This is a genomic window from Rheinheimera pacifica (assembly GCF_900108485.1).
Lineage (GTDB): Bacteria > Pseudomonadota > Gammaproteobacteria > Enterobacterales > Alteromonadaceae > Alishewanella > Alishewanella pacifica.
Window position 1 is genome coordinate 188,419 of sequence record NZ_FNXF01000001.1, and the last position, 18,098, is coordinate 206,516.

An 18,098-nucleotide genomic window follows, 5' to 3' on the forward strand; every position below is an offset into this window, starting at 1 on the left:
CACTTTATAAATTATTTACGCTGCTTACTATAGATTAAGCGCAGTACCTGAATTTTATCTATTTATCTTTGCTGGCTTTTTGTTGTAACCATGCCATCCCGGCGGGGGTTAAGCGATATTTTTGTAAGCGGCTGCGTGGTTTATCGGGTTGTGTCATTTCTATCAGTTTTTGGCTAATGGCGGTTTGCTGATAATGCTGCCGAAAATGTTTTTCGTCTTTTAACCCCAACGCCGCCATGATTTCTGTCCGGCTCATTTCACCGTTGACTACTGCGAGTAAACGCGCAACTTCGGGGGTGACTTCGGGGGTGACTTCGGGGGTAAGGTAAGGCTTAGCAACCCATTCCGCCTCTGGCCGCCAGATCACCGCACTGAATTGATTGCCCGCTACGTCATCTATCAACTCGATGCGCGGCCACTCCTGCAGTGCGCGGGGAATACCGCTGCCTATGCCGCGATAGGGCAATATCTGCGAGGCATGTTCTGTGAGCGTTGGATTACGGCGATTGGTTTTGCCCTGGCGAATGGTTTCCACGCTAAGGCTGTCGGGCAGGTGGCCGGGGCTGATAATCTCTAACCGGTCTGCAAAAACCATTAGCCGGATCGACGCGCTGGTAAAATAGTCGCGGTGAATCAAAGCATTTACCAGCAGTTCCTCCAGTGCGGTTTCAGGAATCTCTAACTCGCCCAACGTATTAAAGCCCCGGCCACGTTGTACATGGTGCAAATTGCGTTTGATAAATGCAAAGGCGCCACGAAACTGCTCCAACAGATTGCCGCGAATGTCTTCACTGTCCAGATAGCGGGTGTCGTAAAGCGCTGTACCTGGAAATGCCACGGCCTTAATCTCAAAGGCGGGGCGGTAGCGTTGCGGGTTACGGCCAAACAACATCAGCCCGGCCAGATTGAGCTCGCGGCCATCACTCAGGCTCAGGTTTCGCAGCAGTTGTTCCAGCGGTTGGCTGGCAAATTCGTTGTTCTGGCCGTAGCGGCGGCTGAAGTAGTTATTAAAAGCTTTATCATCAATATCCGCCGCCGAGCTGCCTGATACCGGCACCACATCGGCATACACTAAACCTGCGCGCTGAAACATGCGTTGCATTTCCTCGCGGGAAGTAACATGCCGTTTGTCTGCACCTTGTTTAACCCAAATACGGCCCTGATTGTCTATATAAGGCTTGGCCAATCCATCGGGTACGCGCACCACCATCACAATACCGGCATCTGTTTGTACATTCTCAGTAGTCGGGTGTACCGGCGGGCGCACATTGTGCGATGCGGCGTTGCTAAGCAATTGGTTTAAGCGTTGAACCGCTGCAGCATCCAACCCTACAACCGAACCATCATCAGCCACACCGAGAAACAAGCAGCCACCGCCGCTATTGGCGAATGCCGCCAGCTCGGCACTCAGGCTGTCAGCGTTGGTTGCATCGCGCTTAAACTGGTTGCGGCTATCTTCGCCGCAAGCGAGTAGCTGATTTAAGTCGGCCAGGTTCATAGCACTCCTTTGGCATACCGCTGGCTGCATATTGTATGTAAGCAATAGCTTATAGTGGCAGAGACTTCAGGCATTACCATAAATTTCTTTATTGGCCAGCCAGCGTTTGATTAGCGCCAGGCTGGCGGGGCGGTTGTGTTGCCATAGCTGTGTGGCCAGTTGTTGTGCCTGCGGCAGTAAGTCGGCGTCGCGGGCTAGATCGGCAATTTTAAACTGCAAAATACCCGTTTGGCGGGTGCCCAATAGTTCACCAGGGCCGCGTATTTCAAGGTCACGCTGGGCAATAACAAAGCCGTCATTAGAATCGCGCAGTACGCCAAGCCGCGATTGCGCGGTGCGGGACAGCGGCGCATGGTACAGCAATACACAGTGTGAGGCGGTGCTGCCACGGCCAACGCGGCCGCGTAACTGATGCAACTGGGCCAGGCCGAGCCGCTCGGGATTTTCAATAATCATTAAACTGGCATTGGGTACATCTACGCCAACTTCAATCACGGTAGTTGCGACCAGTAAATCCAGTTCGCCACTGCTGAATTGCTGCATTACCGTTTGTTTTTCAGCGGCTTTTAACCGGCCGTGGATCAGGCCAATGCGTAAGTCGGGTAGTGCCTGTTGTAGCAATACCAGCGTATCTTCGGCAGCCTGACTCTGCAGCGTTTCAGACTCTTCAATTAAGGTGCATACCCAGTACGCCTGGCGCTGCTCGCTTTGCACGGCGCTACGTACCCGATCGATAATATCATCGCGCCGCGTATCCGGTATTGCCACGGTGGTTACCGGTGTGCGGCCGGGCGGCAGTTCGTCAATAATAGAGGTATCCAGATCAGCATAAGCCGTCATCGCCAGCGTGCGCGGTATCGGCGTGGCGGTCATCACCAGCTGATGCGGATACTTACCTTCGATACCGCCTTTTTCACGCAGCGCTAAGCGCTGATGCACGCCAAAGCGGTGTTGCTCGTCGATAATGATCAGCGTTAAGGCATTAAATTCTACCTGCTGCTGAAACAAAGCATGGGTACCTACCACCATTTGCGCGCTGCCATCCGCAATGGCTGTAAGGGCTGTCTGGCGCGCTTTGCCTTTGGTTTTGCCGCCCAGCCAGGCCACGCTGATAGCCAGAGGTTCAAACCAGCGGGCAAAGTTAACCGCGTGTTGCTCGGCCAGCAATTCAGTGGGCGCCATTAACGCCACCTGATAACCATTACCTATAGCGGTAAGTGCAGCTAATGCTGCTACCAGCGTTTTACCTGAACCAACATCGCCCTGTACTAAGCGTAACATCGGCAGCGTTTGGCTTAAGTCGTGGCGTATTTCGTCAGTTACCCGCTGCTGGGCTTTCGTAGGCGAAAACGGCAGTGCGGCTAAAAAACGCTGCTGCAAGCTGTTGTCAATATGCAGCGCTATAGCCTGTTGTTGCTGGCTTTGGCTGCGCAGTTTGTGCATGCTCAGTTGCTGCGCCACTAACTCTTCAATAATCAGCCGTTGCTGCGCCGGGTGTTTACCCAGCTCCAGTAATTGCAGGCTGGCGTCAGGTGGCGGCCGGTGAATATAAGTTAATGCTTCAGTAAGCGACCACGGCTGGCGCAGCATATCAGCAGGCAAATATTCATCCGGCTGGCTGCGCTGTAAATACAGTAGCGCGGCATCGGTAAGGCTGCGCCAGGTGGCCTGGCGTAAGCCTTCTGTGGTGGGGTAAATGGGGGTTAAGGTTTCACTTACTTCGGTCAGCAGTTCGTCGCTGTGTACACGGTATTCCGGGTGCAGCATTTCCAGCCCGCGCGGGCCGCGCTTGGCTTCACCAAAGCAGCGTAGCAGCACGCCTGGAGTAACAGCGTTTTTCTGTGCGGCACTAAAATGAAAAAAGCGCAGGGTAAGAAAACCGCTACCATCTTTAATTTTTACCAGCCAGCTGCGCCTTTTACCCATTTGTATTTCACTGCTGGTAACCTCGCCCAGCACAGTGCCATGCATCAGTGGCATTAAATCAGCGATAGCATAAATGCGGGTGCGGTCTTCATAACGTAGCGGCAGGTGAAATAAAATATCCTGTACGCTTTGTATGCCCAGTTTTTCCAGCCGCTCGGCCACTTTGGCGCCTACACCTTTAATGGCAGAAACAGGTTGTCTGGCAACAGAATCGGCTAACGTCATCAGGGCTGTGTATTCAACTGGGGGGCAGGCCTGATGGGCTCTGCATATAAACGTTCTACCGTGCCGTCGTTTAACATTGTAGCCAGATGTTGGCGCAGTATAGGTTCCATTGCTGCATACGGGCTTAGCCGTGACAAACCAACATGAATAAAGCCAGACTGGCCGCGGCTGAAGTCGATACCCGCATTACGGAATTTATTATGGTAACTGCTGACACTGTTAATAGCTTCAGATGTACTGACGGTAGGTGCGACTAAACCATCTACCCGGCCCCGTATGACCATTTCCAGCCCGGCTTCAATCGAGTCTACTTCAACAATCTGACGTTGTTTTTGCTTTAGTAATGCCATTAGCGCCGGTGAATAAACATAGCTGCGGATACTCACCAGTGTTAGTTGTTGCAACTGCGCTTCGGTTTCTACCTGGCGCCTGTCATCCTGGCGGACAAACAGGCTTTCCGGCACCGTTTTATTGTAGGGCAAAAGGTGCATGATGGCGTCACGCTCGGCACTGAATTTCAGGTTAGACATTAAATCTACTTTGCCTTCTGCCATTAACCGAAAGCAACGGGCTACCGGCGTTTGTGGTGTAAAAATCAGCTTAAAGCCTGCGCGGCGGGCTAACTCCTGCATTAAATCAACCGACGGGCCGTAAGGTGTGCTGACATCTTCATAATGATGAAAGCGGGAAAAATGATCCAGACACCAAAGCAGCTGCGGCTCGCTTTCGCCCGGCAGCGGCTCTTCTGCCTGCACTGTTGCAGCTGCCAGCCAACTGGCCAGCATAACGGTAACAGTAAGGCAGAGCAGACGGGCTTTGGTCATTGTCGGCCTAATGCGTAGAGGGCACTTCCATCACGCCATCTATTTCAATCTGGCTGGCGCGCGGCAGGGCCGATACCTGTACAGCGGCGCGGGCCGGGTAAGGTTCGGCAAAGTACTGGCTCATAATTTCATTTACCGTGGCAAACTGGCCAAGATCAGTAAGAAATATATTTACCTTTACCATGTCGTTCAGGCTGCCACCGGCGGCGTCACATACTGCAGCCAGGTTTTTAAATACCTGATGGGTTTGCTCGGCAAAGTTTTCTGATATCAACTGCATAGTAGCTGGCAGCAGTGGGATCTGGCCGGACAAATATACTGTGGTACCAATTTTTACCGCCTGGCTGTATGTGCCAATGGCGGCCGGGGCATCGCTGGTACGGATAATCACTTTAGACATGCTGTTTATTTCCTTCTGTAAACTTTTTGTACGTCTGGCATCACGCGGATTTTGCGCATTACATTGGCCAGATGCACCCTGTCACGCACCGACAGCGTAATTTTAATCACGTATTCACCGGTGTCGCGATCGTCAGTGGCTAAGTCCTGAATATTAGACCCTTGCGAGGCAATCAGGGTGGTAAGTTTAGCCAACACGCCCTGCCGGTTAACAATAAACACGCGGATATCACACAGGAACTGTTTATCGCCGGTTTTGTCCCAGCGTACCGGGAAGAACTTACCCGGCTCTTTATCCCAGCCTTTAATATTACGACAATCGGCCCGGTGTACGTTCAGACCTTTGCCCGGCGTAGCGTTGGCAATAATATCATCACCCGGTATTGGCCGGCAGCATTTGCCGAATGTCAGTAACATACCTTCAGAGCCAATAATAAAGGCTTTGCTTTTCGGCATCGGGCCGTTATTGTCTTTACTGCTGGATTCATCAGAATCAAACTCGCCCAGCAGGCGCCGTGCTACGGCGATGGCCAGCTGATTACCCAGGCCAATTTCACTGCAAAGCTCGTCTAATGATTTTTGTTTGGTGTTTTGCAGTACCTGTTCTATCCGCTCCGGGGCGATATCTTCCAGTTTAACTTCACCTAACGCTGAGCTTAACAAGCGCCGGCCCAGGCTAATAGATTCATTTTGTTGCTGTTTTTTCAGGTAATTACGAATGCCCAAAATAGCCCGGCTGGTAACTACGTAGTTTAGCCAGTTGGCATTGGGTTTACCGCCCGGGCTGGTAACAATTTCTACTGTCTGCCCGGTTTCCAGTGGTTTGTTCAGCGGGTAGGGGCGCCGGTCTACTTTGGCTCCTACGCAGCGGTTGCCAATGTCGGTATGTACGGCGTAGGCAAAATCTACTGCGGTGGCGCCAATCGGCAGCTCAACAATTTTACCTTTGGGGGAGAACACATACAGCTCGTCGGGATATAGTTCTGATTTTACATTTTCGACAAACTCAGCGCTGTTACCGGCATTTTGCTGTAATTCCAGCAGGCTTTGGATCCACCTTCTGGCACGAATTTGCGCGGTAGTGTCCTGGTGCTGGCCGTTAGCTTTATACATCCAGTGCGCAGCAATACCCTTGTCGGCCATTTCGTCCATTTCGCGGGTACGCATTTGTATTTCTACCGGTATACCGTGCGGGCCAATTAAAGAGGTATGTAGCGACTGATAACCATTTTGTTTAGGGATGGCGATATAGTCTTTAAAGCGGATTTCAATCGGCTTGTACAAGTTATGCACTACACCCAAAGTGCGGTAGCAGTGATCAACGCTGTCTACCACTACGCGAAAGGCATAAATGTCCATTACGTCGTTGAACATCAGCTCTTTGTTTTTCATTTTACGGTAGATGCTGTACAGGTGTTTTTCGCGGCCGCTGACATCGGCATTAATACCGGCTTGCTCTAAGCGGCCTAAAATTTCATGCTGAATTTTTTCCAGCAGCTCACGGCGGTTGCCGCGTGCCTGCTTTACCGCTGTGGATAACGCACGGTAACGCATAGGGTACAGCGCCTGAAAGCCCCAGTCTTCCAGCTCGTTTTTAATATTGTGAATACCAAGGCGGTTAGCAATAGGGGCGTACAGTTCGAGGGTTTCTTTGGCAATGCGGCGGCGCTTTTCTGGCCGCAGGGCACCTAAAGTACGCATATTGTGGGTGCGATCGGCCAGTTTAATTAAAATAACGCGGATATCCTGCGTCATGGCCATAAACATTTTTTGCAGGTTGGTAACTTCAAATTCCTGATAGTCTTTGAACTTTACCTTATCAAGCTTACTTACTCCCTGCACCAGCTCTGCAACGGTATTACCAAACAGCCGGGTTAAGTCTTCTTTGCTTACCGGGGTATCTTCAATGACATCATGCAGCAGGGCAGCCATTAAGGTTTCGTGGTCCATATGCATATCGGCCAGAATACTGCTTACGGCAACAGGGTGGGTTATGTAGGGTTCGCCGCTGGAGCGGGTTTGTGGCGCGTGCGCATCCCTTGCCACTACATAGGCTTGTTGCACTAAGGCAACCTGCTCTGGCGGCAAATAGGCACTAATCTGGTTTTTCAGACCTTCAAATAAATACACCTGTGCTCCCAAACTGCGACAGCAAATAAAACACGCCGTTAAGCGCGGGATTTATTATGAATATACGTCTATTTATCACAGTTGCCAACGGCTAAACGCCGCTGGCCTGTAGATGGAGGGGTTTTTAGTGGTCTGAACCGATAATAGCAGCTACAGCAGCCATTTCTGACGCTTCCTGCTGGATCTGGTCGCGACGTTCCTGCTCATCCAGTACGGAGTTCGTAATAAAACCTTTTTCAATTTCGCGCAGGGCAACTACGGTAGGCTTGTCGTTTTCAACATCTACCATCGGCTCTTTGCCTTCTACCGCTAACTGACGGGCACGGCGTGCGGCCACCAGAATTAAGTCAAAACGGTTACCAATTTTATCTACTGCATCTTGAACAGTTACGCGTGCCATTTACCACTCCAGTGTTCGGGCCATCACAAGACAGACTAGTTTACGCTAATTTGCTGTTTTCGCCAACAGTTGCTTAAGCAACAGGTTGTGCTTGCTGGCCTGGCTGCCATAGCCGTTGCGCTGTGCCAGTACAATGCGCTCAAACTCGGCTAAAGCGGTGTCAAAGTTATCGTTAATAATCAGGTACTCGTATTCGTCAGCATGGCTCATTTCGTTGTGCGCCTGCGCCATACGTTTAGCAATAACCTCGCTTGAGTCCTGGCCGCGCTGGTTTAACCGTTGTTCCAGCTCAGCAAGGCTGGGCGGCAGAATAAAAATGCCTTTAGCCGACGGTGCCTGTTGGCGAATTTGCCGGGCGCCCTGCCAGTCGATATCGAGAAAAACGTCTATACCCTGGCTTAAGCTGGCGCGAATAGTGCTTTTTGACGTGCCATAGTAGTTGCCGAACACTTCAGCCCACTCTAAAAACTCATCCCTGGCAATCAGCGCTTTAAACTGCTCTACGCTGATAAAATGGTAGTGCACGCCATCTTGCTCACCCGGTCTGGGCGCGCGGGTGGTGTGCGATACGCTAACCTGCATATCGCTGTGATTTTTTAACAGTGCCTGGATCAGGCTGGATTTGCCGGCGCCGCTTGGCGCCGAAATAATAAACAGATTACCGGCAAGTTCCTGCATGGGGTTGACGCCTGAAAATGAAAGAATGCGGATTTTAGACGCTGTTGGCTGTTGCTGCAAATAAGATGAGATTGTTTAGCAAGGAGTCGGTGTACCCTAAATCAACCGTTGCAGGCCAGGATGGCCGAATCGAGCCCCCAGGGATGGGTTTACGGCGTGTTGATGTGGGTATACCGGCTCCGGGTGCCCCAGAGCTGGATGGGTTAATTCTTCTGCTTTTTAGCTTTAACCGATAACGTCAGCGTAAAGGTTGCCATCGGCTCGTCGCCATGTAAGGTTGGGCAGGTTATTACTACCGACACCGGTTTGTTAATGCGCTCGCCTGTGGCTAACGATTCGTCAATCATGGCGTCAATAATATCGCCGTCGTGGCTGGTAAAATGTACTGTTGCTTCCGGCCGCTTTAAAAACTGGCCCTGCACATCTTTAAAGGCAAAATTGGCATTTACGCCACGCGCTTTGGCTTTGCTGAACACTAAGAAGGCGCCGGCTAAGTCAGCACCTATAGCAAGGGCGCCAAAGTAGATACTGCCTAAATGGTTTTTGGTACGCCAGCTGTGTGGCATGGTGACTTCCAGCGTTTTGCTGTTCATTCGCACAATTTTTGGTGAACAAAAGCCAATCAGCGGAATATAGCGCCAGGCGAATAATTTTAAGCCCCAGTTGGCTTTGCGCAGGGAAATAGCCATCGCATGGCTCCTGTATCGAAATTTGGCTTGAGCTTACACTGGTATGACCATTGCTGCAACCTGACCGTTGATGCTGCAAAAAATACCACTCGTCAGGTTTATACTGCCCCGGGTAAAGCAAGCTATAGTAAAGTCGAATTAAAATTAACTTTTTGCAGGTAGCGGATATTAATAACGTGCGTTGGTATCATCTGGTGTTACTTTTTTCCCTCTTACTAAGCTGTCTGAGTGTGCCAAAGGCAACTGCTTTGGTGCTGACACAGGATGATTACTTATACCGTATCTGGTCGGTAGAGGCCGGGCTGCCACAAATTTCAGTTACGGCAATAGCACAGGATGCCGAGGGCTTTATCTGGTTGGGTACGCAAAATGGCCTGGCCCGCTTTGATGGCCTGAACTTTAAGGTATACAACACCGCCAATACTCCGGCGTTACCCTCTAACCTGATCTCAGCACTACACATAGATGCGCAGCAACGGCTATGGGTTGGCACTGTTAATGGCCTGGTACGGTTGCAGCAACATGAATTCAGCCGTTTGGATCAACAGCAAGATACTCTGGGGGCAGTAAGCAGTTTTGCTGAGCTGGCAGACGGCACTATGCTGATTGGTGCCACCGGGTTATTCCGTTGGCATGAGCAATTAAAACAATTACAGCCGGTAGCGGAACACGATGGCCAGGTATTTCAGCTGTATCAGCAGCATGACACGGTATGGATTGGCGCACTAAACGGCTTTGCCACACTTAATGCCGATGGTTATCAGTGGTATCCGGCACCCGAGCAGGTGTCGGCCCTGCAAATTTCTGAGATAGCCGTACAGGGTACTGATGTATATCTGGGATCAAACCTGGGGTTGTTTAGCTGGCAAAACAAACAGTGGCAAAAGTTAGCTTTACCGGGGCAGCCAACGGATACCCGCATAGAGTTACTCTACCGGGACCCACAGCAACAACTGTGGGTAACCACCTATGACAAGCTTTACAACATACACAAAGGTGTCTTAGTTGAAACTGATTTTGTCAGCGACAAGCAGGGCAATTTTGTCTGGGTTGAAAGTATGTTGCAGGACAAGCACGGCAATTTGTGGCTGGGCAGCCATTCTCATGGCCTCAAGCGGTTACGCCGCGCATCCACGCAGCGGTTTAGCCGGGCGCAGGGTATACCCGACCCTTATGTCTGGGCTCTGATGCCCTGGCAGCAACATGTGCTGGTTGGCACCAGTAATGGTTTAGCTTTGCTGCAATACGGGCAGTTTCAGCCATTAACCGCCAATCAGTACCTGCCAAATAACTTTGTGTATAGCCTGTTGCTGGACACGCAGCAGCGGCTGTGGGTAGGCACCCGCGCCGGTTTAAGCCAGCTTGATGGCACAACACTGGCCTGGCAGCGTAACTATGCGGCTATAGCCCATTTGCTGGTAACCACGCTGGCGCAGGAAGATGAGCGCATTTGGGTTGGTACCAACGGTGGTTTGTTTTATTTGCAGCAGGATGAACTGCAGCAGCAAGAAGTGCCAGAAGCACTGCGTCAGGCCAAAGTGCGGATAGTGTTTCCAGACAGCCGGCAACGGCTATGGGTAGGCACCGAAAATGGCTTGTACTTACGTGATGCCAACGGCTTTAACCGGGTTGACGATATGCCGTTGTCGGGCAGTTTTGTTAGTACCATTAAAGAATTTGCTGATGGCACTATATTAGTTGGCGGCCTTGATCAGGGTTTTGTACTGGGGCAGCCGGGGCAGTGGCAATGGTTTAACCAGCAAAATGGCTTACCCGGCAGCGGAGCCCTGCATGCTGAACTGGTCGACAATCAGTTGTTAATCAGCAATTTTCAGGGATTTTACCGCGTAAATTACCGTAGTTTGCTGGAAGGCCGCGTAGAGCAGTTATATATGTTGGTGGATGACCGCAGGCCGGAAGCTGCCACCGATTCACATCGTTGCTGCAATGGCGCAGGCAGCAGCAAAGGCGCTGTGCATCAGGGGAGGGTGTGGTATCCGACACTGGACGGCGTGGTATCTCTGCCGCTGCAGCAGTTAATCCAGCATGGCCCTTTGCCTCTGCCCGTACTGGAAAGTTTATCTGCTGACGATCAACACTACCGCAACAGCGAAGCCAGATTACCGCCAGAGCAGCGCGACTGGCATTTTCGTTTTACCGCACCTTACTATGTGCAGGCGTCATCAGTGCAGTTTCGTTACCAGTTGCAAGGTTACGACGCCCAGTGGATTGATGCAGGCAACCGGCGCGAGGCCTTTTATACCAACCTGCCGCCCGGCCATTACAGCTTTAACGTACAGGTACGGGTGGCGGCCGATTACCGTTGGAGTGACACAGTAACCATGGACATACGCTTAACGCCCTACTGGCATGAAACCACCTGGGCACGCGGTGTATTAACCGTATTGTTTATATTGCTATTGTGGGGCCTATACCGCTGGCGCCTGCTGGCGTTGGCCCGTTCGCAGCGCCAGCTAGCCAAATTGGTGGCCGCTCGTACCCAGGAATTACACCAGGCTAATGAAAAACTAAAACTCATGAGTATGCAGGATGCCCTGACAGGCTTGCACAACAGGCATTATCTGGATAGTAATATCCAGCAGATATTAGCGCGTGCCAACCGCCACGCCGAACCGCTGATCTGGGTTTTGCTCGATCTGGATTACTTTAAACGCATCAATGACAGCCTTGGCCATCAAACCGGCGACAATATTTTAATGGTAGTTGCCGATATTCTGCGCCAGAACAGCCGGGGTTCTGATCACGCAATTCGCTGGGGTGGGGAAGAGTTCTTATTGATCCTCGAACACAGTGAAGATGCCGAGTTAGTGTTACAGCGTATTCAGGATGCTATACGCCAATACCCCTGGCAAAAAAATATGGCCCTGCAACAACCGTTAACCTGCTCAATTGGTGCGGTGGCGCAGCTAACAGACTGGAACTGGCAGCATAGCCTGCGCCTGGCTGATCAGGCGCTGTACTGGGTAAAAGAGCATGGCCGTGATGGTTATATGTTGCTGCAGGCTGTTGCTCCGCTGCCAGCCGACACGCTGGCGGATACCACCTCAATAACCAGTTTACTGGCAGAAGGTAAACTGCACGCCATCAGTAACAAAGACTTTACTACACAGCCAGGCTGATATTTTCGCGTTAGCGCCGACACTGTGAAGCTAACAGCCCGCTGTGCTAAAATAGCCGCCTTTTCGCCGGTAAGCTTTTTGCCGCGCCAGTAATACAGGAGCCTGCAGTGTCAGCATTATCAAGTTTATATCCGCAGCCATTATGGCAATGGTTCGCGCAAATATGCGCCATCCCACACCCGTCCAAGCACGAGCACGCGTTAAGCCAGCATATCCAGGCCTGGGCACGCGACAAAGGCTTAAGTGTGCTGGAAGACAAAGTCGGTAACCTGATTATTAAAAAGCCAGCAACAACCGGCTTTGAAAACCGCAAAACTGTGGTGATTCAGGCGCACCTGGATATGGTGCCGCAGAAAAACGCTGATAAAGTGCATGATTTTACCAAAGACCCGATTGAAGCTTATGTTGACGGCGATTGGGTAAAAGCCAACGGCACTACCTTAGGCGCCGACAATGGTATTGGCATGGCATCAGCGCTGGCTATTTTAGGCAGTAGCGAAATTAAACACGGCCCGCTGGAAGTGCTGCTGACAATAGATGAAGAAGCCGGTATGACCGGTGCCTTTGGTGTAGAACCAGGCATGCTGCAAGCCGAAATTCTGATCAATACCGACTCCGAGCAGGAAGGTGAAATTTACATGGGCTGCGCCGGTGGCGTAGACGCTGAATTTACCGTACCAGCGCAGTGGCAGGCACCGGCGGGTGGCGTAACGGCGTTTACCTTGAGCCTGACCGGCTTAAAAGGCGGCCATTCCGGCGTGAATATTCACCTGGGCCGTGGTAATGCCAATAAGCTGTTGGCGCGCTTTTTGGCCGATAAAGCCGCTGTGCTGCAATTAGCCGTAGTGGCGTTTAACGGCGGTTCATTGCGTAATGCCATCCCGCGCGAAGCCAGTGTTACCTTAACGGTACCAGCGGCAAAGCTGGCGCTGTTACAACAGGCCGTAGCAGAGTTTGAAGCGCTGTTGCAGTTTGAACTGGCCGCCGTAGAGCCGGCGTTAAAGCTAAGTCTGGCTGAAGTGGCTACACCGACGCAGGTATTAACGCCAGCAGCACAAAGCACGCTTATCAACCTGTTAAATGTGTGCCCTAACGGCGTAATGCGCATGAGCGATGAGGTGGCGGGCGTTACCGAAACCTCGCTGAATATGGGCGTGATCACCACCAAAGACAACAGCGTGCAGGTACTGTGTTTAATCCGCTCGTTAATCGATTCCGGCCGTGAACAGGTGCAAAGCATGCTTGGCTCACTGGCACAATTAGCTGGCGCAGAAGTGAAATTCAGCGGTGCCTACCCTGGCTGGAAACCCAACCCGGATTCACCGGTAATGGCGATAGTAAACCAAACCTACAAAGACATTTACCACAAAGATCCGGTCATTATGGTGATTCACGCCGGTTTAGAATGCGGCCTGTTTAAAAAGCCGTATCCGGATATGGATATGGTATCTATCGGCCCCACTATCCGCTTCCCGCACGGCCCGGATGAAATGGTTAATATCACCACTGTAGGCCAATACTGGGAGTTGTTGTTAGCAGTGCTGGAGCGTATTCCAGCACGGAGTTAAGTAAGCTTATTCTCGAAACTAAGTAAAAGGGGGCCTAAGCCCCCAAGTTTACTGCTTTTTATTAAGCAACGATGACAGCCACTGGACAAATAATGTCGCTATAACTGTTTCTGCGATGGATTGGAAAAATGACATTGCATTCTACTCCAGATCTGAGGTTAGAAGACACCGTGAGATCCGCTCTGTGTTGACAATGTAAGGATCTTATCCGAAACTGTCAGGGCAAAATTAGTGAGAGCGATCTCACGAACCATATAAAGGGGCGGCTTCCTAGGGCTGCCCCTTTTGTTTTAGGTACTACCTAAAAACTGCTCACAAGATAGTGCGAAGCTAAACAACTTGCAAGGCTCGATAACCGTAAAAAAAAGACTTCATTTCTTGATGTTGGCAATCACTAACCACGGTGACAGCGTTAGAAGAACTGCTCGTGTTATGCAAACTTTTACGGTAAAATTTATTTTTCTATCAATACTTTATTACTACAGAAAAGAGCTCTTTACCTTCACTATTCCCAAGTATTAGCCAACTTTACAGTCACATGTTTCTTCCCGTTGTGTTGACAGAGGCAATCTTAGATCAGCTAGTGAGGATTTTGCAAAATTCTGGAGATGATATATTAAAAGTATGAATAACAATTTTTATAAATCAAATAGATAAGTTATTTTCTAGCAGGGTTTTAGGTACAGTAAAACTTGGTTGAGCTAATTGTATTTTATTATTTTTTGGGCACGACATATTAAATACCCGCTATGAGAGGTGCTTAAACAGGCGATTGTGGTATAAGGTCTTCTACCGGAAAAATCATCGTGTAGTCATCCCAATTCAGGTTGCCGTCTTCCAGCTTATACGCCAGAAAATTATCCTGCTTTTTATACGGCTCATAATCCGGGTGCCCGACAGAGAATATAAAGGGCGCAAAGTCGACAACAGTGTTGTGACCGTCACTAAACGTGATGTCCAGAATATGCCCTGTTATATGCTGAGCATTAACTACCGATAGTGCGGACATTTTTCACCTTCTGCGTAATACGTTGCCTGCTATTTTGTACATGTTCTGTCTTCTGTACAAGTCTTGATGTTAAGCCTATACTTGTGCGGTTAAATGTACATGTTGAGGCCCTATGAAAGTTGTATCTTTTACCGAAGCCAGAAATAGCTTAAAAGCCGTGCTGGATGCAGTGGTTAATGACGCTGATGCCACCGTGATTACGCGGCGTGACTCTGACGATGCTGTGGTTATGTCTTTAGATTACTACAACAGTCTGATGGAAACGGTGCATTTGCTGCGCTCACCAGCTAACGCTGCGCACTTGCAACGCTCTATTGCGCAGTTCAAAGCGGGCAAGGTGACAAACAAAGAGTTAGTGGATGAGTAGTAGGCTATTGTCATGGACAGATGAAGCCTGGCACGATTATCTGTACTGGCAAAGCCAGGATAAAAAGACGCTGAAACGCATTAATAAACTGATTACTGAAACTAAGCGCAGCCCCTTTGACGGCATCGGTAAACCCGAGCCGTTAAAGGAGAATTTATCCGGTTTCTGGTCGCGGCGCATTGATGACACCAACCGGCTGGTGTATGCGGTGGATGATAGTGAGCTAACCATTATTTCCTGCCGTTATCATTACTGATTTACAGGTATTTGTGCAGTTTTACGCTGGCGTATTAGTTTTAATAGCTGCGGCAGCATCAGGCCCAGCAACACAACCGCCATACCGGTAACCTGAATAGATGTGACCTTTTGCCCCATCAGCAATGCTGTTAACGCAGCGCACACCGGAATTAAGTTGAAAAATAATGCCGCAGGCGCCGAACCCAGCCGCTGCACCGCATTTAAGAAAAATAAATACCCTATTACAGTGCCAAACACGCCGATATAAAACACCGCCAATACTCCCTGCAGCGGCAGTTGCAACAGTTCCGTAATCGGATGAATATCGCCCTGGATACTGTTAAAGCCCAGAATAAAGGCATCGCCTGCTAACATGCTGATTAACGTAAAAGGCAGCAGTGGCAACCAGGTAGTCATTTTTTGTGACGCCGTGGTGTAGGCCGACCATAACAGCATAGCGGCGATAATGGTGATGTCGCCGCGGTTAAACTCAAACTGCAGCAGCGCTTGCCAACTGCCTTTGGTAATAACCAGCAATACGCCGGCTAAGCCTATTACCAGGCTGACACTTTGTGAGCGGCTAAGCCACTTGCGTGACAGGGCCGCGACCAATAATGAGGTAACTAACGGGCTTAATGCCATCACCAGTGCGCCATTAGTGGCGGCAGTATGCTTCACACCGGTAAACAGTAATAAATTAAAGCCGCCGACACCCACCAGGCTGATGGCGATCAACCAGGTATATTGCTGCCAGGCCAGGGTTGGCCAACGTTCACCCTTAAGCAGTATGTAGCCCAGCAAACACAGAGCAGCGATGCTGAAGCGCCACACTACCAGGGAGTTTTGTGACATCTGATCCAGCACCAGCTTTGACACAGGAAACACGCTGCCCCAGCAAAAGATACTGATTAACAATAATAAAATGGTAACGAATGGCGATTGGCGGCTCATGGTATTGCTCTGGCAGTTTAACTTGCCGTATAGTTTATTTGTTTCATAAATAAAATAAATATCAACTAACAGCAGGTTAAGTGCCAAAAATGAAACCTAACTATTCTTTGGATGATATGCGGCTGTTTTGGCTGGTGGCACAAGCCGGAAGTTTTCGCCAGGCGGCAGAGCAGGTAGGTATTCCGCCGTCTACGCTAAGCCGGCGCATTAATGCGCTGGAACAAGCGCTGGGGTTACGCTTGCTGCACCGCGATGCGCATCGTATTAACCTGACCGGCACCGGCCAGCAATATTTACAGCGCTGCGGCCCTTTGTTTAGCGAGCTGAATGATATTTCCGGTGACTTGCAGGCGGAGAAACATGAGCCTGCCGGTTTGCTGCGTATTGCAGTACCGGTAAATACCACTTACCGCTGGCTGGCGGGCGCATTGAATCAGTTTCAGTTACGTTATCCCAAGATTGATTTAGACATTCGCATGTCAAACTGGGTTATTGATGTTGGTGAACATGCTATTGATTTGGCGATCCGCGTAGGCGAGCCGGCACTGCAAGGCTGGATCGCCAGGCCACTAACCAATGTGCAATCGTTACTGTGTGCCGGCAATCAGGCTACGCAATGGCATCACATTCAGCACCCGTCTGAGCTGATAAACTATCCGCTGGTTGTCAGCAGCCCGATTAATGTCTGGCGTTTTGAGCATCAGCAACGCCGCGAGTCCTTTGACTTTCGCCCGCAGGGCAATGTCCGGCTGTTTGTTGACGATATGAATATTGCCATGCAGGCGGTTGAAGCCGGCGTAGGTATTGGTTATTTGCCGCGCCGGGTGGTGCAGGAGCATATGCAGCAGGGCAGGCTGGTTGCGTTGGCCACAGACTGGCTGGGGCCGTTGCGTAAAACCTATCTGTTATACCGCGACCGCGATAATCAACCCCTGCGCCTGCGTTTGCTTATTGAATATCTGCTGCAAGCCGCACCGGCAGAGTATTAGTGCGGCTGGCTGAATAGCTGATTCAAGCCGGCATAAGTTAACGCTTGTTCTTCCAATTGTTCAATCTGCAAAAAGCTGCGGCAGGCTTGCTGATAGTAGTTGTAGCATTGTAAAAACAAAGCCGGCCCGCTGCTGATGCGTTTTACTCCGGCTTCATTCAATGTGTTATGCGTTGCGTCTGCCGGCCACCCCATCAGATTAATTGGCAATGTCAGTTGCCGGTGCAGCTGTGTTACTGCGGCTAAATCAGTTAACCCCGGTATAAAAGCGCCATCGGCTCCGGCTTGCTGATACCGCTTTAACCGGGTTATGCACTCATCGACTGCGGCATCAGCGTTGCACAGTTGGCTCAGATAAACATCGGTTCTGGCGTTGATAAACAGCGGTATTCCGGCCAGTAACTGACGGCATGCCGTAATTTTTTCAGCTAATTGCTCCGGCTTATCACGGCCATCTTCCAGGTTAATGCCGGCGATACCGGCTTGCGCCAATTGTTTCACCAACTGTGCTACCTGCCGAGGATCATCGCTGTAGCCTTGTTCAATATCAATACTCAGCGGCACTGTACTCACCCGGAGCAAGCGCTGTACTGCTGCTATCAGTTCAGTAGCCGGTAAAGCGGAACCGTCGGCATAGCCCAGCGACCATGCCAGCGCTGCACTGGAGGTCGCCACGGCGACTGCACCTTGTTGCTGCGCCAGCATCAGGCTGGCTGCGTCCCAGACATTGACCAGAATAAAGGGTTGTGATTGTTGATGTAATTGCATAAAACGTTGCACTGCTGCCGACATAATGATTCTCCTGTCTGATGTGTCAGCAGTATGCTAAATAAGAAACCCGGTGATGTCTGGCCATATCCGGCACTGACCAGTAAATAGTATTTAAGTTATTGCGATGGGTATTTTTTCACAGTAGTAAAACCAAAGGTTGTAACCCTGAAAAGTAGATTTACCACCTGACTGGGAACTGCTTTGATCTGAAGTAACAGGCTCTGTTAGCGCAGCCATAGAGTGTCTGACCGAAGGCGATAGCCTGAGGGAGTTGCTATGGCGAGCACATCAGAGTCTG

16 protein-coding genes are annotated in these 18,098 nt (G+C 50.5%); 5 read left to right on the top strand and 11 right to left on the bottom strand.

The window, feature by feature from the left end:
- Nucleotides 1-58: 58 nt before the first annotated feature.
- From BLW68_RS00845 to BLW68_RS00880, 8 genes are all read right to left on the bottom strand, one after another.
- A complete protein-coding gene (locus BLW68_RS00845) occupies nt 59-1,498 on the bottom strand; it encodes a Fic family protein (protein ID WP_092789192.1) in 1,440 nt (479 codons plus the stop codon).
- A 66-nt stretch (nt 1,499-1,564) separates the two neighbouring features.
- Nucleotides 1,565-3,649 carry an ATP-dependent DNA helicase RecG gene (gene recG / locus BLW68_RS00850; protein ID WP_092789194.1) on the bottom strand — a complete coding sequence of 695 codons (2,085 nt, stop codon included), beginning with the start codon at nt 3,647-3,649 and terminating at the stop codon, nt 1,565-1,567.
- Nucleotides 3,649-4,473 (bottom strand): substrate-binding periplasmic protein, encoded by an 825-nt coding sequence (locus BLW68_RS00855; RefSeq protein ID WP_092789196.1) that lies wholly within the window; start codon nt 4,471-4,473, stop codon nt 3,649-3,651. The genes recG and BLW68_RS00855 overlap by 1 nt, the downstream gene beginning before the upstream one ends.
- A gap of 7 nt (nt 4,474-4,480) precedes the next feature.
- Nucleotides 4,481-4,873: a RidA family protein gene (locus tag BLW68_RS00860; RefSeq protein WP_092789198.1), complete on the bottom strand. Its 393-nt coding sequence runs from the start codon at nt 4,871-4,873 to the stop codon at nt 4,481-4,483.
- 5 nt (nt 4,874-4,878) lie between these two features.
- Nucleotides 4,879-7,002 carry a bifunctional GTP diphosphokinase/guanosine-3',5'-bis pyrophosphate 3'-pyrophosphohydrolase gene (gene spoT / locus BLW68_RS00865; protein ID WP_092789200.1) on the bottom strand — a complete coding sequence of 708 codons (2,124 nt, stop codon included), beginning with the start codon at nt 7,000-7,002 and terminating at the stop codon, nt 4,879-4,881.
- A 124-nt stretch (nt 7,003-7,126) separates the two neighbouring features.
- A complete protein-coding gene (rpoZ, locus tag BLW68_RS00870; RefSeq protein ID WP_027670380.1) occupies nt 7,127-7,402 on the bottom strand; it encodes a DNA-directed RNA polymerase subunit omega in 276 nt (91 codons plus the stop codon).
- A 45-nt stretch (nt 7,403-7,447) separates the two neighbouring features.
- Entirely contained in the window at nt 7,448-8,080 is a 633-nt protein-coding gene (gmk, locus tag BLW68_RS00875; RefSeq protein ID WP_092789202.1) for a guanylate kinase, read from the bottom strand.
- Nucleotides 8,081-8,283: 203 nt separating this feature from the next.
- Nucleotides 8,284-8,769 carry a PaaI family thioesterase gene (locus BLW68_RS00880; RefSeq protein WP_092789204.1) on the bottom strand — a complete coding sequence of 162 codons (486 nt, stop codon included), beginning with the start codon at nt 8,767-8,769 and terminating at the stop codon, nt 8,284-8,286.
- A 230-nt stretch (nt 8,770-8,999) separates the two neighbouring features.
- Here BLW68_RS00880 and BLW68_RS00885 point away from each other — a divergent pair, with 230 nt between their 5' ends.
- Nucleotides 9,000-11,909 carry a ligand-binding sensor domain-containing diguanylate cyclase gene (locus tag BLW68_RS00885; RefSeq protein WP_245728244.1) on the top strand — a complete coding sequence of 970 codons (2,910 nt, stop codon included), beginning with the start codon at nt 9,000-9,002 and terminating at the stop codon, nt 11,907-11,909.
- Between the two features lie 107 nt (nt 11,910-12,016).
- Nucleotides 12,017-13,477, top strand: a complete 1,461-nt coding sequence (locus BLW68_RS00890) for an aminoacyl-histidine dipeptidase (RefSeq protein WP_092789206.1) — start codon at nt 12,017-12,019, stop codon at nt 13,475-13,477.
- Between the two features lie 760 nt (nt 13,478-14,237).
- Here BLW68_RS00890 and BLW68_RS00895 read toward each other — a convergent pair.
- Entirely contained in the window at nt 14,238-14,486 is a 249-nt protein-coding gene (locus BLW68_RS00895; RefSeq protein ID WP_092789208.1) for a DUF2442 domain-containing protein, read from the bottom strand.
- A gap of 112 nt (nt 14,487-14,598) precedes the next feature.
- Here BLW68_RS00895 and BLW68_RS00900 point away from each other — a divergent pair, with 112 nt between their 5' ends.
- Nucleotides 14,599-14,853: a type II toxin-antitoxin system Phd/YefM family antitoxin gene (locus tag BLW68_RS00900; RefSeq protein ID WP_092789210.1), complete on the top strand. Its 255-nt coding sequence runs from the start codon at nt 14,599-14,601 to the stop codon at nt 14,851-14,853.
- Nucleotides 14,846-15,109 (top strand): Txe/YoeB family addiction module toxin, encoded by a 264-nt coding sequence (locus BLW68_RS00905; RefSeq protein WP_092789212.1) that lies wholly within the window; start codon nt 14,846-14,848, stop codon nt 15,107-15,109. Before BLW68_RS00900 ends, BLW68_RS00905 begins: the two co-directional genes overlap by 8 nt.
- Here the strand turns inward: BLW68_RS00905 and BLW68_RS00910 are convergent.
- Nucleotides 15,103-16,041: a DMT family transporter gene (locus BLW68_RS00910; protein WP_092789876.1), complete on the bottom strand. Its 939-nt coding sequence runs from the start codon at nt 16,039-16,041 to the stop codon at nt 15,103-15,105. The two genes, BLW68_RS00905 and BLW68_RS00910, sit on opposite strands and share 7 nt — an antisense overlap.
- Before the next feature lie 89 nt (nt 16,042-16,130).
- Between BLW68_RS00910 and BLW68_RS00915 the strand changes: the two genes are divergently transcribed.
- Nucleotides 16,131-17,030, top strand: coding sequence for a LysR family transcriptional regulator (locus tag BLW68_RS00915; protein ID WP_092789222.1), 900 nt, complete (start codon nt 16,131-16,133; stop codon nt 17,028-17,030).
- Here BLW68_RS00915 and BLW68_RS00920 read toward each other — a convergent pair.
- A complete protein-coding gene (locus tag BLW68_RS00920) occupies nt 17,027-17,821 on the bottom strand; it encodes an isocitrate lyase/PEP mutase family protein (RefSeq protein WP_092789224.1) in 795 nt (264 codons plus the stop codon). The two genes, BLW68_RS00915 and BLW68_RS00920, sit on opposite strands and share 4 nt — an antisense overlap.
- Nucleotides 17,822-18,098 lie beyond the last annotated feature (277 nt).

Coding starts and splice junctions, on each gene's coding strand:
- BLW68_RS00900 (WP_092789210.1), top strand. CDS start 14,599: ATGAAAGTTGTATCTTTTACCGAAGCCAGAAATAGCTTAAAAGCCGTG.
- BLW68_RS00905 (WP_092789212.1), top strand. CDS start 14,846: ATGAGTAGTAGGCTATTGTCATGGACAGATGAAGCCTGGCACGATTAT.
- BLW68_RS00855 (WP_092789196.1), bottom strand. CDS start 4,473: ATGACCAAAGCCCGTCTGCTCTGCCTTACTGTTACCGTTATGCTGGCC.
- BLW68_RS00915 (WP_092789222.1), top strand. CDS start 16,131: ATGAAACCTAACTATTCTTTGGATGATATGCGGCTGTTTTGGCTGGTG.
- BLW68_RS00860 (WP_092789198.1), bottom strand. CDS start 4,873: ATGTCTAAAGTGATTATCCGTACCAGCGATGCCCCGGCCGCCATTGGC.
- BLW68_RS00920 (WP_092789224.1), bottom strand. CDS start 17,821: ATGTCGGCAGCAGTGCAACGTTTTATGCAATTACATCAACAATCACAA.
- rpoZ (WP_027670380.1), bottom strand. CDS start 7,402: ATGGCACGCGTAACTGTTCAAGATGCAGTAGATAAAATTGGTAACCGT.
- BLW68_RS00880 (WP_092789204.1), bottom strand. CDS start 8,769: ATGGCTATTTCCCTGCGCAAAGCCAACTGGGGCTTAAAATTATTCGCC.
- recG (WP_092789194.1), bottom strand. CDS start 3,649: ATGACGTTAGCCGATTCTGTTGCCAGACAACCTGTTTCTGCCATTAAA.
- BLW68_RS00895 (WP_092789208.1), bottom strand. CDS start 14,486: ATGTCCGCACTATCGGTAGTTAATGCTCAGCATATAACAGGGCATATT.
- gmk (WP_092789202.1), bottom strand. CDS start 8,080: ATGCAGGAACTTGCCGGTAATCTGTTTATTATTTCGGCGCCAAGCGGC.
- BLW68_RS00845 (WP_092789192.1), bottom strand. CDS start 1,498: ATGAACCTGGCCGACTTAAATCAGCTACTCGCTTGCGGCGAAGATAGC.
- BLW68_RS00910 (WP_092789876.1), bottom strand. CDS start 16,041: ATGAGCCGCCAATCGCCATTCGTTACCATTTTATTATTGTTAATCAGT.